The 13,044-nt window shown below is 36.7% G+C and carries 14 protein-coding genes; 9 read left to right on the top strand and 5 right to left on the bottom strand.

The window, feature by feature from the left end; translation table 11 throughout:
* The first annotated feature begins 26 nt into the window (after positions 1 to 26).
* Genes AO058_RS18945 through AO058_RS11580 form a run of 6 tightly spaced genes read left to right on the top strand, consistent with a single transcriptional unit; the run spans position 27 to position 5,247 of the window.
* A complete protein-coding gene (locus AO058_RS18945) occupies positions 27 to 449 on the top strand; it encodes a methyltransferase family protein (protein ID WP_198036109.1) in 423 nt (140 codons plus the stop codon).
* 53 nt (positions 450 to 502) lie between these two features.
* A complete protein-coding gene (locus AO058_RS11560; RefSeq protein ID WP_075326706.1) occupies positions 503 to 1,870 on the top strand; it encodes a cytochrome ubiquinol oxidase subunit I in 1,368 nt (455 codons plus the stop codon).
* Positions 1,871 to 1,872: 2 nt separating this feature from the next.
* Entirely contained in the window at positions 1,873 to 2,910 is a 1,038-nt protein-coding gene (locus AO058_RS11565) for a cytochrome d ubiquinol oxidase subunit II (protein ID WP_075326707.1), read from the top strand.
* A gap of 51 nt (positions 2,911 to 2,961) precedes the next feature.
* The gene (locus AO058_RS11570) at positions 2,962 to 3,996 is read left to right on the top strand and encodes an MBL fold metallo-hydrolase (RefSeq protein WP_075326708.1); all 1,035 of its coding nucleotides are present in this window, start codon (positions 2,962 to 2,964) and stop codon (positions 3,994 to 3,996) included.
* A gap of 12 nt (positions 3,997 to 4,008) precedes the next feature.
* Positions 4,009 to 4,623, top strand: a complete 615-nt coding sequence (locus AO058_RS11575; RefSeq protein ID WP_075326709.1) for a class I SAM-dependent methyltransferase — start codon at positions 4,009 to 4,011, stop codon at positions 4,621 to 4,623.
* 6 nt (positions 4,624 to 4,629) lie between these two features.
* Positions 4,630 to 5,247: a class I SAM-dependent methyltransferase gene (locus AO058_RS11580; RefSeq protein ID WP_075326710.1), complete on the top strand. Its 618-nt coding sequence runs from the start codon at positions 4,630 to 4,632 to the stop codon at positions 5,245 to 5,247.
* A gap of 54 nt (positions 5,248 to 5,301) precedes the next feature.
* On the opposite strand, the gene AO058_RS11585 is transcribed toward AO058_RS11580, so the two are convergent.
* From AO058_RS11585 to AO058_RS11605, 5 genes are all read right to left on the bottom strand, one after another.
* Positions 5,302 to 6,957, bottom strand: coding sequence for a bifunctional metallophosphatase/5'-nucleotidase (locus AO058_RS11585; RefSeq protein ID WP_075327960.1), 1,656 nt, complete (start codon positions 6,955 to 6,957; stop codon positions 5,302 to 5,304).
* A gap of 171 nt (positions 6,958 to 7,128) precedes the next feature.
* A complete protein-coding gene (locus tag AO058_RS11590; RefSeq protein WP_075326711.1) occupies positions 7,129 to 7,545 on the bottom strand; it encodes a DsrE family protein in 417 nt (138 codons plus the stop codon).
* Positions 7,546 to 7,576: 31 nt separating this feature from the next.
* Positions 7,577 to 7,984, bottom strand: a complete 408-nt coding sequence (locus AO058_RS11595; RefSeq protein WP_075326712.1) for a DoxX family protein — start codon at positions 7,982 to 7,984, stop codon at positions 7,577 to 7,579.
* 152 nt (positions 7,985 to 8,136) lie between these two features.
* Positions 8,137 to 8,493, bottom strand: coding sequence for a hypothetical protein (locus AO058_RS11600; protein ID WP_075326713.1), 357 nt, complete (start codon positions 8,491 to 8,493; stop codon positions 8,137 to 8,139).
* A complete protein-coding gene (locus AO058_RS11605; protein WP_075326714.1) occupies positions 8,493 to 9,194 on the bottom strand; it encodes an acetolactate decarboxylase in 702 nt (233 codons plus the stop codon). The genes AO058_RS11600 and AO058_RS11605 overlap by 1 nt, the downstream gene beginning before the upstream one ends.
* A 135-nt stretch (positions 9,195 to 9,329) precedes the next feature.
* On the opposite strand from AO058_RS11605, the gene AO058_RS11610 reads away from it, so the two are divergent.
* From AO058_RS11610 to AO058_RS11620, 3 genes are read left to right on the top strand one after another with little or no spacing between them, the layout of a single operon-like run.
* Complete coding sequence (locus tag AO058_RS11610) at positions 9,330 to 10,703, top strand: hypothetical protein (protein ID WP_075326715.1); 1,374 nt, start codon at positions 9,330 to 9,332, stop codon at positions 10,701 to 10,703.
* A 15-nt stretch (positions 10,704 to 10,718) separates the two neighbouring features.
* A complete protein-coding gene (locus AO058_RS11615; RefSeq protein ID WP_075326716.1) occupies positions 10,719 to 11,957 on the top strand; it encodes an MFS transporter in 1,239 nt (412 codons plus the stop codon).
* A 56-nt stretch (positions 11,958 to 12,013) separates the two neighbouring features.
* On the top strand, positions 12,014 to 12,967 hold the full coding sequence (locus AO058_RS11620) for a Fic family protein (protein WP_075326717.1): 954 nt from the start codon (positions 12,014 to 12,016) through the stop codon (positions 12,965 to 12,967).
* Positions 12,968 to 13,044 lie beyond the last annotated feature (77 nt).

A 13,044-nucleotide genomic window follows, 5' to 3' on the forward strand; every position in this document is an offset into this window, starting at 1 on the left:
CTCTTAAAAACTATTTTTATGTCGGGATGCAATTTTTGCTTTTCATTGCCTGGCTATTTGAAATTGAAACTTTAAAATTTAACCGGTTGGAATTTTTTCAGCCGGTTTTTTTAGTTTTAAGCGGAATAGGTTTTTTAATCGTTTTAATTTCAATCCTTCAACTAAACACCAATCTTTCCCCTTTTCCTAAGCCAAAAGAAAATGCAACTTTAATAACAAGCGGGCTCTTTAAATATATAAGGCATCCTATTTACTCCGGAATTCTAATTTTCCTCTTTTTCCTTTCATTATATTTTGGCTCTGGTTATAAAATAGGGATCGTGTTCTTATTGCTTATTTTATTCTGGTTTAAATCTGAATTCGAAGAAGAGCAATTATGCTTAAAGTATCCAAATTATCGTCATTACCGGCAGAACACCGGTAGATTTTTCCCTAAATTTATTCATTGAAAATTATATTGAAAAGTCTTTTTAAAAGACAGCAAATCAATTAAACCAATTTGATGGAGAATTTAGATTATGCACGTCTGCAAATGGCGTTTACCCTGGGCTTTCATATCATTTTTGCCTGTATTGGGATGGTGATGCCTTTTTTTATGGTGGTTTCACACCACAAATGGTTGAAAACCAGAAATCCCATATATAAAAGATTAACAATGGCCTGGTTAAAAGGTGTAGCAATATTTTTTGTTACTGGAGCGGTTTCAGGAACTGCGCTTTCCTTCGAGTTGGGAATGTTATGGCCGGAATTTATGAAACACGCGGGGCCCATAATTGGAATGCCATTTTCTTTAGAAGGTGCTGCCTTTTTTGTAGAAGCCATCGCTCTCGGTTTTTATCTATATGGTTGGAATAAACTGCCTGAAAAATTTCACTGGTTTACCGGGGTTATTATTGGCGTTGCAGGAGTAGCTTCAGGTATTCTCGTGGTTTCGGCTAATGGCTGGATGAATGCGCCCTCGGGTTTTGATTATATAAATGGAGAATTTACCAATATAGACCCGGTGGCTGCTTTATTAAATCCGGCCTGGTTTACACAGGCATTACATATGACTTTAGCGGCTTTTGTAGCCACGAGTTTTGGAGTTGCCGGGATTCACGCGTTTCAAATTTTCCGAAAACGAAATGTAGAATTACATATCAGGGCTTTTAAAATTGCTATTGTTTTTGGAGCAATCGCAGCGTTTCTACAACCTATTAGTGGCGATCTTTCAGCAAAAGATGTCGCAGAACGTCAACCGGTAAAACTCGCTGCTATGGAAGCACATTATGAAACGCAAAAGGGTGCGCCGCTTTACATTGGTGGAATTGTAGATGAAGAAACCCGTACGGTTTCTAATAAAATAGAAATTCCCAAAGCACTTTCTTTCCTGGCTTTTGGCGATTTTAATGCCGAAGTAAAAGGATTAAACGATTTTCCCGATGATGAATTACCACCGGTGGCAATTGTACATTACGCCTTCCAAACTATGGTGGGTATTGGTACTTTACTAATGTTTGCAGGATTGATCTATTTTATAAGTTTAAGAAAGAAAAACTGGCTTCAGAATAAATATTACTGGTTGTTGTTTATTGCGGTTGCGCCACTTGGCTTTGTGGCTATTGAAGCCGGATGGATAGTGACCGAAGTGGGAAGACAACCCTGGATTATTCACCAGATTATGAGAACCGAAGATGCCGTAACCCCAATGCCGGGGATGAAATATAGTTTTTTCTACTACCTTTTTCTCTATACCGTACTCGCCATAACTGTAGCCTGGTTAATGAGCCGCCAAATAAGATCGCTTAACCGGGAAACTGCTGAAGAGAAGGCTGAAAATACTTCAGAAAAGAATTTTAAGCCTACGGGTGGAAATAAAAGCAAAGATTAGTTATGTTATATGTAGTTCTGTTTTTTCTGTTGTTTTCACTGTTCCTGTATGTACTCCTTGGTGGCGCCGATTTTGGTGCTGGTATCGTTGAGTTGTTTTCTTCGGCTAAGAATAAAGAACATACACGCGATACAATTTACCGGGTAATGGGGCCAATTTGGGAAGCAAACCATATTTGGCTAATTATTATGTTGGTGATTTTATGGGTGGCGTTTCCGGCTTATTTTAATGTGATGATTATTTACCTGCACATTCCTTTAAGCCTTGTCTTATTGGGAATTACGCTTAGGGGTGTTGCTTTTGTTTTTCGGCATTATGATGCGGTTTTAGATAAATCTCAGTTTTGGTATAATTGGCTTTTTAGAATAGGAAGTTTTGTAACACCGGTTTTCCTGGGAATGTCTTTTGGAGCGTTAATTGGTGGGGAAATAATAATTACTGAAGATTATGAAACCTATGGTTTCTACGATCTTTTTATGCAGCATTGGCTTAATATTTTCGCTTTGCTGGTAGGTTTGTTTTATGCTGCCCTTTGTGCTTTTTTAGCTTCAACTTTATTAATTGGAGAGGCCGATGGAAAAGCACGAAAACACTACGCTAAAAACTCGGCTTTTTTTACGGTTGTATTGGTGGTGCTTGGCTTTATCCTTATCAGTTATGGATATTTCAGCGGGATAAAATTTGCTGAAGATTTTATTCATAATCCGGTTTCTTTAGCTTGCGTTGGTTTATCGGCAATTCTTTTATTTCCGCTTTGGAAATTTATAAAAAAAGAATATCGCATTGCCAGTAGATATTTAGCCGGTTTCCAGGTAGTTTTAATACTTTTTGCTGCGCTTTATGCACATTTTCCTTATATTATAATCACTGCCGATAAAGAGATAAGTCTGTTAGAAAACCTGGCACCAGAATCTACCATTAGTAATTTGGCGATTATGTTGCTAATAGGCGGATTTATTATTTTACCAGGACTTTTTCATTTAATGAAATCTTTTAATATGATTAAAGTGTTGGAAAAAAATGCGAAGGAGTACGAATAATTTTTACTGAATTAATTGCGGAATTTGGTAATCTCATTCAAAAAATAGCTAATGATCTTAAAAAGATTTGGAAAAGAACCTTCTGGAGAAAGGCTGAAGCGAATAAATAATGCCGAAAATACACAAAACGGCAAGTTTCAAAATATAGAACCTACCGCGGTGCAGCCAGAAGATGTTTCTATGTTTAAAATAATGAAACAGATGCTGAATAGGCCAAAAACGGTTCGGCCTTCATCAGAAATTCCTCATAAAAAAGCTGATTTATTAAATATAAATACCAAAAAACCGACAGTGGTCTGGTTTGGACATTCTTCTTACTTATTAAGTTTTAATGGCTATAATATTTTGGTAGATCCCGTTTTTAGCGGATTCGCTTCCCCTTTTAAATTCCTTGGAAAATCCTTCCCGGGGACCGATCTGTATCAAGCCGAAGATTTTCCAAAAATTGATTTGCTAATTCTTACTCACGATCATTATGACCATTTGGATTATAAATTTTTAAAACAATTAAAGACAAAAGTTTTAAAAATAGTTACTCCCCTTGGAGTAGGAGAGCATTTAGAATATTGGAATACACAACCTGATATAATTACCGAGCTCAACTGGAATGAAAGTGAGGAAGTACATCAAAATTTAAAAGTTACCGCTTTGCCTTCCCGTCATTTTTCTGGCAGAAACGTAAAAAGAAACACGAGTTTGTGGGCTTCTTTCGCCCTGGAATGGGAGGGTTTTAAAATATATATTGGTAGTGATTCGGGTTACAGTTCGCAGTTTAAAGAAATTGGAGAAAAATTTAAGGAATTTGACCTCGCTTTTCTGGAATGCGGACAATATGGTAAATATTGGCCCCAAATACATATGTTTCCTGAGGAAACCGCGAAAGCTGCGAAAGATCTAAATGCTAAAATTTTGTTCCCCGTGCATTGGGGGAAATTTGTGCTTTCGGTACATCCCTGGAACGAACCTATTAGGAGACTAATGGCAGAAACCAGAATACAAAAGCAAGAAGTAGTTTCGCCAAGAATTGGTGAAGCTTATGTTTTAGGAGAACAATTTTCACAGGAAGAATGGTGGAATTTTGAATAAAAGAATTGAATTATGAAGGAAACAAAGTCGCATTGGGAAGAGGTTTATAATAAAAAGTCTTACAAAGATGCCAGCTGGTACCAGGAAAAACCTGAAACATCTTTAAAATTTATCGCTGAACTGGATTTGCCTGAATGTTCAAAAATTATAGATGTAGGGGGAGGAGATTCTAATCTTGTAGACTACTTATTAAAAGAAGGCTATCGGGATATTTCGGTTTTGGATATTTCTGCAAAAGCCCTGGAAAAAGCAAAAACACGTTTAAATAATGATGCCGAAAAGGTAAACTGGATCGTTGCTGATGCTTCAGAATTTGAAGCTACACAGGTTTATCATCTTTGGCACGATCGCGCTGCTTTTCATTTTTTAACTGAAGAAAAACAGATAGAAAATTATATAAGAACCTTGGAAAATTCAGTAGCTTCCGGTGGATTTGTAATTTTGGCAACATTTTCAAAAGAGGGACCAGAAAAATGTAGTGGAAGAACAATTAAGCAATATTCAAAAGAAGATCTTCAGGACTTATTGCAGGATAAATTTGCTCTTTTGAAATGCGAAAATTTAGATCATACAACTCCAACCGGGGCGATTCAGAATTTTACATTTTGTTGTTTTAGAAAAAAATAAAATATTATGAAAGATTTTTGGAACGAACGCTACGCCGATAAAGATTATCTTTACGGCCAGGCACCGAATAAATATTTTAAAGAGAAGATTGATGAAATGCAGCCCGGTAAAATTTTACTGCCGGCAGAGGGAGAAGGGAGAAATGCGGTGCATGCTGCAAGCCTCGATTGGGATGTTTCTGCTTTTGATATTAGTGAAAAAGGTAAGGAAAAAGCTCTGAACCTGGCTAATAACCAAAGCGTAGAAATTAATTACAAAGTAGGTGACCTGCCAGACCTTGATTATAAGGACGAGCAATTTGATGTGATTGCTTTGATTTTTGCTCATTTTTCGGAAGAAAAAAAGGAAAACTATCTAAAGAAATTTAAAAAGTTACTGAAACGTGGTGGAGTAATTATTTTTGAAGCTTTTAGTAAAGAACAAATAGATATTCAGAAAGAGAATCCAAAATCTGGCGGACCTAAAAATGCTGAAATGCTTTTTTCTAAAGAAGAGTTGCAAACCTATTTTAGCGGCTACGAATTTGAGGAATTTGAAGATCTAATTACTGAACTTTCAGAAGGAAAATATCACCAGGGAAAAGCAGCAGTAATTCGTTTTGTAGCGAAAAAGCCATTAAACTGAAAAATTAAACCTCAAAGATCCCGATAAACATCTGGACCTTTGAGGTTTTTTAAATTATTGAAATTTATAATCGGTTCCCGGAACTGTAGAAAAAGATTTTTCGCCTAAATATTCGCAATAAGCGCGGCCATCTAATTTTGGAGAGACCGGCGAATGTTTTTGTAAATATTCTTCTACCAACTCGTGAATGGTATAATCTTTTACTTCAACGTCTTTTACATTTGGCATTCGGCAAAGATTATCAATTGGGTCTCCGGGCCGAACACAGGCTGAGATCGTGTAGTATTCATCATCCTGCATTTCTTCGCCTTTAACTGTAACCGATTGTATGCGTCCTCCTTTTTTATTCTGAGAATTAAAATCGACTTCCATTCCTGAAAATCTTACCAACCAGCCACCAAATCGTTCGGTTGAGTTTTGGGCAAATGCATTGTGCATTTCATTTTCCAACCATTCTTTAATTTGTTTTCCGCTGGCTTTTCCGGTTTTTACTTTTTCGTTTACCGGTAATAAATTCCACAAGTTTGCTCTTGTAATTGGTGCAGCTTCCCCGTTTTTGGGAACTATAGGATTTCCGAAGCGAAATCCGTTAGAGATAGAAATATCGGCACCGGTTTTCCAACGAGCTGCATCGGTAATCATATTATCCATCGGGTTTTCTACGGTTAAGTAGCGATAAAGCGGAGTTTCAGTATAACCTATTACGGTTTCCAGGTGCTCTTTGTAAGGAGCTTTAGCTTTCTTAACTAACCCAGCTATTTCTGGATTTGCAGCATATTTTTCAGGATCAACTTCCATTAATTCATATTCCTCATCTACAATTTCACCATCTCTAAAGTAAAGATTTAATTTCCCCACAAAAGAACCAAAAGCACCGGGCTCTGTAACCTTCGCATATTTCCCTTCAATGGGTTGGCGAACCCTTTCGTGGGTATCGTTGCCGAAAATATAATCTACATCTTTAGCTATTGGGTTGTTGGCTAATTCAATTTGCTTAAAAATTCCAAAATGCGTCACTAGAAACAGCGCATCAACTTTTTCTTCGGTCTTCATTTTTTGAATAAGTTCCTGAACGCCTTCGTCTAAGCCGCTAAAACCAATTCCCTCGCTAAAAATTGGATTTTGCCGAACAGGAACATCGGGATCGTTTATTCCGATAAATCCAAGTTTTACACCTTCAATTTCTTTGGTCCAGTAAGGTGGAAAAAGTTCTTTTTTATCTTTTTCGTGAAACATATTCTGAACAATCACCGGGGTTTCAAAACCCTGTAGAACGTCCATCATTACTTGTTTTCCATAAACCACTTCCCAATTTCCGGGTACGATAAGATCGTAATCCATATTTTTAATAATATCAGGAAATATTTTTCCTTCAGAAAGTGCTGCATACCCACTTCCCTGAATAAGATCGCCGCCATCCAAAATTATGGTGTTGGGGTTTTTGGCTCTTTCTTCTTCAAACAAGGTTTGGATATGTGCCAAACCACCACGATTTTTAAATTTGATTTCTTCATTTTCCCAAAATAATTCTGGATGTGCATCTAACTGGCCGTGGATATCGGCAGTTTGAAGAATGGTAATTTTAGTGGTGTTTTCTCGCTTACTATTTTTGTTTTTACCTTCAGCATTTAAGCAAGAGGTAAAAAGTGAAAGTCCTAAAACTCCCGAAAAAAGGAGTAAAATTGGTTTTATTCTTTTTTTGAAATTCATATTTTTTGTTTTCTGAATTATAGTTATCACGTCATGCTGAACTTGTTTCAGTATCTAATTTTTATAATTAGTAATATCCCCGATAAAAATCGGGGCAGGCTCTGAAATGAATTCAGGATGACGAATTACACCTACAAGGTTTCGAAAACCTTGCAGGAAGTTTTTTGAATTTTAAAGTTCTATACTGAAATATCCCTTTTTCTGTAGTTGAAAATCGTAAAGTATTCCATTATCTACAACTTCCATTGTAGAAGGAATTTCTTCTGGATTCACACCGAATTTCTTTAGTGAAAATCCGCAGGCTTTTATAGACACTCCGGCTTTTTTAGCACGGTCTAAATATTTCTGCATTTCCTTTTTCTCGGTTAGCCCTGTGACGGTTTGGCCACAAACGATAACCTGAAAATCACCGAAGTGGTGCCCATCTTCTTTTTTTAATTCTTCCGCTGTAATTAAAATGGGTTGCAATTGCGGAATCTTCTTGGTTAAAACTACATAATTATTCTTTGTAGTATTGTTGTTTTGAGCATTTGTAGTTAGAGAGAACAGCATTATAAATGCTGTAAAAATTAAAACTGACTTTTTCATTTTTTTTAGTATTTATGGCTGAAACAGCCGGTTATATTTTTGTTGTTTGTTGATTTTTAAAATTGTTTAGAATAAAAAACAGGAGTCCGCCGGAAATCGCAATATTTTTAAATAGCGGTCCCAACGTGGTAATTTGCCCTACCTGCACCGTTAAGGTTATAGGGATTAAAACGGCGAGCAATATCGTGGCTGCCCAACGGGTTTTAAAACCTATAAGTAATCCAATCCCGGCGATAAGCATTACAACTCCTGAGATCATTACCAGCAACTCCGGGTTACCGAAGAAATAGGCGATTCCTTTAAAATTTGCCTGGTCTATTCTATTTACTGTTTTTTCAATATTTAGTAAATGATTAAAACTGGCCACGAGAAATATCCCGCTAAGCATCACCCGTAAAACCTGTACAGAGCGACGACTCACTAAAATGTTCGTTTTCATTGAAGTTTAGAATTATTAAACTACCTAAGAGCAAGCTCATAAGGCTGTCATAGATATAAAATTTTAATTTCGAGGCAAGCCCCGGTATTTAAATCTCGATTATGGAGTTAATAGCTCATTCATCGGCAAAGACACCGATAAAATTAAATTCATTATGCTGCTAATTCCTTTGGAGGAGGGTAATTTTTGGAGAAATAGGTTGAAATTACCGCAGGATTGAGGTAATTGTAATCCTGAAAATTTGTTTTTATTTCGGTCTCGAACCAGGCTATTTTTGCCAGGTTAAAAGCCGGATTACAAACGGCATCACTGCTAATAACTAATACCGAAGAATCTTGTGTGAAGGTTTTATCATCTATCGATTTTTGGGATTTTTTCTTACAAAACGGGTTTACCAGTGCAATTCCTTCAGCATCCAAAATACTATTCAGCACTTTTGCGTCCAGCATCAGGAATTTTCCGAAGAAAATCACGGTAAGGAAAATCGCTATGTAAGCTTTGATTTGCATTATTCGGGAAGATAGAGTTTTAAATTATTTGCATCAAACTCAACCTGGTCCAGGTGCCCCATCTGCTTTTCGTCTTCGGTAATTAAATGAAGATGTATATAGGTATTGTGATGCGTAAAAACCGCCTGGTGTTTACGAGAGAAAAATCCGAGAATTTCTATCTCTTTATCTTCTAAAGTATAATTTATAAGTCCTTCGTGAGCTTCTTTTGGAGAACTCACTTTTTGGCCGTGAGGTAAATTTACAATATGAATTTTAGCTGAATTGATTTTTCCTTTTAGTCGAAATGGAAAAGCTTCCGCATCATCAGGCGTCCTTTCATTTAAAAAATTTTCTAAATTCTCCAATGAGTTTACTGAGTTTGGAAGTGAAACAGATTTCCACTTTTCAACTTCAGCATAAACAAAAAACGGTGCTTTAACAGCATTTGTTTTTTCAACTTCCATTGAATTTTCATTCCTAACAGCTGATTTAAAAACTTCTCCGTCTAAAATAAGCAGTTCACCACTAAGGAATTCTACTGGCCCAAGTCCGTAAACACCTTTTTTAGCTACAGAATCCAGGGAAATTGTACCCTGAAGTTTTCCTTTTTTCATCACATTTTTCATCGCTCCGGCTACTTTCACGCCGTTATTTTGAGCCGTAGCTGTAAAGCCAGTAAGAACGCCAAGAAGTAATAGTGCTAGATGTTTTCGCTTCATATTTCGCAAAAGTAATTAGAAGATTTTAATAATAGCGTGACTAATGTTACAAAACAATTTTGTTTAAGGTAACCCTTGTTACTGCAGCGGTCTCCAAGAATAGAGACTTTTGCAATCTGAATCTGAAAATCTTAAATGTTGAAAGTTCTTAATTTACTTACTTTATTTTTATACCTGGTTTTAAGTCTTAATCTTAAGGCTCAATCTTCCGATTCCTTAAAAGAAGAAAGGCCTCAACTTATAGATATATTTAAAAACGCAACCTTCCACGGCCATATTCGTAATTTCTATATGAATACCATTAACCGGGGTGATTTAAAGGATTATTATACCAATGCAAGCGGCGGTGCAATTGGATTTACTACCGGAAATTTTAAAGGTTTTGAGGTTGGAGTAAAAGGAATTTTTACTTACAAAACTTTTGGCAGTGATTTGGGTGTTGAGGATGAGGTAACGGGAAAAAATGCTAAATGGGAGTACGAACTTTATGATGTATTGAATAAAGGAAACTTTAGGGATCTTGATAGGTTGGAGGAGTTGTTTTTAAGGTATCGCTTTGGAAATTCATATTTAAGTTATGGTAAGTTTGAAACCGAATTCACACCACTTTTAAACCATAGCGATGGCCGAATGAAACCTTTTGCACATAGGGGAGGCTGGGCCCATTTAAATTTCAATTCAAAACACCAGGTTAATTTGGGTTGGCTTGATGGGGTTTCGCCGCGGTCAACCACCGAATGGTTTGGTATGGATGAGTCGCTCGGACTTTTCTATAACGGATTTCAACCCAATGGAAAAATGGCTGATTATCACGAGTTTTATCCTTCATCAGGGATTGGGATTTTAAACTACAATTTTAGAAAAGATAATTTTAAGCTTAATTTCTATGATTTTTACCAGGATAAAGTAATGAATACAATTTGGGCAGAAATAGGGTACAACCTGGCCGATTTTAACTTTGGAGTTCAATATGTTTATCAAAATCCTTTTTCCTTTTCTGAAGACCTGTCTTACGTGAATAGATATGTGCAACCTGGAGAAAATGGACAGGTACTGAGTTCTCAGCTTAGTTGGGGAAAATCGGGTTTCAATCTCGCGCTTGGCTATACCCACGCTTTTGATACCGGCCGGTTTTTATTTCCAAAGGAATTAGGGCGGGATCGTTTTTTTACTTCCATTTCCAGATCACGCCTGGAAGGCCTGGGAAATGCAGATGTTTTTATCTTAAAAGCAGCATACCACGTTCCAAAACCCGATCTTCATATTGGAATAGAAATGCAACAGTTACAAGGTCCTGAAACCGGTAAGTTTGAATTTAATAAATATAATGTTGATGAATCGTTCCAGATAAATAGTCATTTAAGTTATCGCGCACACGGATTTTTGGAAGGTTTGAATTTTAATATTTTATGGATTTACAGAAGAAATCACAACCACACCGATGCCCAGAGTATTTTTAATAAGAGTAATTTTAATCAATTAAATTTTGTTACCAACTTCAATTTTTAAAGTTATAAAACAGGAATGGAAAATATAAAATTAGGATTAAAAGAGAACTGGAAACAATTTAGTTTATTGGTATTGGTAAATGCCTTTGTTGGCGGAATGGTAGGGCTGGAACGAAGTATTTTGCCTGAAATTGCCGAAAAAGAATTTGGTATTGCGGCAACCAGTGCCATTTTATCTTTTATTGTAGTTTTTGGAGTGGTAAAGGCAATTTCCAATTATTACGCCGGGGCATTGGCAAATAGGTATGGAAGAAAAAACCTGTTGGTTTTGGGATGGTTTTTTGCTATTCCCATTCCTTTTATCCTCATTTATGCTGAAAATTGGAATTGGATAATCGCCGCCAATGTCTTACTCGGAATAAACCAGGGATTGGCCTGGAGTAGTACCGTAGTGATGAAGATTGACCTGGTGGGTGAAAAGCAGCGTGGTTTTGCAATGGGTTTAAATGAGTTTGCCGGGTATTTTGCAGTAGCTGTTGTAGCTTTTCTTACGGGTTGGATCGCTTCGGAATATGGGGTAAGACCTTATCCTTTCTACCTGGGAATTGGACTTATGATTCTGGGGTTGCTCTTTAGTATTTTCCTAATTAAAGATACGCGCCACCACGTTGCCAAAGAGGAGGGAAGCAGCGATATGTTGCGATTAAAAAATATTTTCTGGGATACCACCTGGAAAGATAAAAACCTTGGTTCCGTTAGTCAGGCGGGGTTAATCAATAATTTGAATGATGGAATGGCCTGGGGATTATTTCCTATTTTACTTTCCGGAAAAGGTTTTAATCTTGAACAAATAGGAATTGTTACCGCACTTTATCCTGCAGTTTGGGGAATAGGCCAACTGTTTACCGGAAGAATGGCCGATATTTTTAGTAAGAAAGATATGCTGTTTATTGGGATGCTTCTGCAGGCCATAGTTCTGGTAATATTAGTTTGGGCTGAAACAATGACGCATTTTGTGATACTTTCTTCTTTACTGGGCTGGGGAACCGCAATGGTTTACCCGACTTTCCTTGCAACTATTGCCGATAACACCCATCCGCAGGATCGGGCAAAAAGTATTGGTATTTTTAGACTTTGGCGTGACCTGGGATACGCGATAGGAGCTATCTTAACCGGGGTAATTGCAGATTTGGTGAGTATTGAAGCGGCGATTATGTTAATAGGAATTCTAACTTTAATTTCAGCCGGAATTATTTTTCTTCGAATGGATTACAAAGACAATAAGGCTGTGAAATTACTTAAATTTAAAAATTAACTTTAATATCGGATAGGTTATATATAACTTCAACCGATAATTTGTATCTTTGTGCTATGTGGGAAGTAGATGTAAGATATAGAGAAGAGATGCAAAGCACTTTTGAACGCTTGTTCGAAAAGAGAGCAATGCTGGAAAAAGCCAGGCCGTTGCCCAATATCGCTTTGAAAAAAATGAAAGAAGTTCTTTCTATAGAATGGACTTATAATTCAAATAGTATAGAAGGGAATACCCTTACCCTTAGGGAAACTCAAATGGTGTTGCAAGAAGGAATTACCGTAAAGGGAAAGTCACTGCGAGAGCATTTTGAAGCTAAAAACCACGAAACCGCTTTAGATTATCTGTACACCCTGGTTAAACCGGGTTATCAATTAAATGGTAAAGATATTCTCAAATTACACGAGCTGGTTTTAAGAAGCATAGAAGATGATTTTGCCGGGAGATTAAGAAATTCTGGTGTGCGTATCGCTGGGGCAAATTTTGTGCCGCCTAATGCCCAAAAGGTTTCCGGGTTATTTGATGAATTAGTGAATTTTGTAAATGAAAATAAACAGCAGTTAAATGTAATTGAACTGGCGATGGTTTTTCATCATAAATTTGTTTGGATTCATCCATTTTTTGATGGAAATGGAAGAACGGTGCGTTTGGCGATGAACCTTATTTTAATGAATGCAGGTTTTCCACCAGCTATTATTCTACGTAACGATCGCAAAAAATATTATGCCGCACTAAATGCTGCAAATAAGGGAGATTATAACAAGCTTGCACTATTAATGTGCCAGGCCTTAGAGCGTACTTTAAATATTTATATTCAGGCGCTGCCAGATAATGATGCAAATTATACTGAAATTTCTAATTTGGTAGAGGAGGAGCAATTACCTTATGGCCAGGAATATATTAGTTTACTGGCAAGGCAGGGAAAAATTGACGCCTATAAAGAAGGCAGAAATTGGCTTACTACTAAAGAAGCAATTCATGAGTATATTAAAAACAGAAAAAGGAAGCGATAGTTTGTTCTTCTCTAAAGGTGAAAAGTAATTATACCTTTCTGAGGTTATAAATTAATAAGCCAGAAATTCACAAATAA

The organism is Salegentibacter sp. T436 (genome assembly GCF_001932675.1).
Taxonomy (GTDB): domain Bacteria; phylum Bacteroidota; class Bacteroidia; order Flavobacteriales; family Flavobacteriaceae; genus Salegentibacter; species Salegentibacter agarivorans.

What these genes read in the sequence shown, in the direction of transcription:
- AO058_RS11570 (WP_075326708.1), top strand. Translation starts at nt 2,962, where the DNA reads ATGATCTTAAAAAGATTTGGAAAAGAACCTTCTGGAGAAAGGCTGAAG.
- AO058_RS18945 (WP_198036109.1), top strand. Translation starts at nt 27, where the DNA reads ATGCAATTTTTGCTTTTCATTGCCTGGCTATTTGAAATTGAAACTTTA.
- AO058_RS11580 (WP_075326710.1), top strand. Translation starts at nt 4,630, where the DNA reads ATGAAAGATTTTTGGAACGAACGCTACGCCGATAAAGATTATCTTTAC.
- AO058_RS11605 (WP_075326714.1), bottom strand. Translation starts at nt 9,194, where the DNA reads ATGAAGCGAAAACATCTAGCACTATTACTTCTTGGCGTTCTTACTGGC.
- AO058_RS11560 (WP_075326706.1), top strand. Translation starts at nt 503, where the DNA reads ATGGAGAATTTAGATTATGCACGTCTGCAAATGGCGTTTACCCTGGGC.
- AO058_RS11615 (WP_075326716.1), top strand. Translation starts at nt 10,719, where the DNA reads ATGGAAAATATAAAATTAGGATTAAAAGAGAACTGGAAACAATTTAGT.
- AO058_RS11595 (WP_075326712.1), bottom strand. Translation starts at nt 7,984, where the DNA reads ATGAAAACGAACATTTTAGTGAGTCGTCGCTCTGTACAGGTTTTACGG.
- AO058_RS11600 (WP_075326713.1), bottom strand. Translation starts at nt 8,493, where the DNA reads ATGCAAATCAAAGCTTACATAGCGATTTTCCTTACCGTGATTTTCTTC.
- AO058_RS11610 (WP_075326715.1), top strand. Translation starts at nt 9,330, where the DNA reads ATGTTGAAAGTTCTTAATTTACTTACTTTATTTTTATACCTGGTTTTA.
- AO058_RS11590 (WP_075326711.1), bottom strand. Translation starts at nt 7,545, where the DNA reads ATGAAAAAGTCAGTTTTAATTTTTACAGCATTTATAATGCTGTTCTCT.
- AO058_RS11575 (WP_075326709.1), top strand. Translation starts at nt 4,009, where the DNA reads ATGAAGGAAACAAAGTCGCATTGGGAAGAGGTTTATAATAAAAAGTCT.
- AO058_RS11565 (WP_075326707.1), top strand. Translation starts at nt 1,873, where the DNA reads ATGTTATATGTAGTTCTGTTTTTTCTGTTGTTTTCACTGTTCCTGTAT.
- AO058_RS11585 (WP_075327960.1), bottom strand. Translation starts at nt 6,957, where the DNA reads ATGAATTTCAAAAAAAGAATAAAACCAATTTTACTCCTTTTTTCGGGA.
- AO058_RS11620 (WP_075326717.1), top strand. Translation starts at nt 12,014, where the DNA reads ATGTGGGAAGTAGATGTAAGATATAGAGAAGAGATGCAAAGCACTTTT.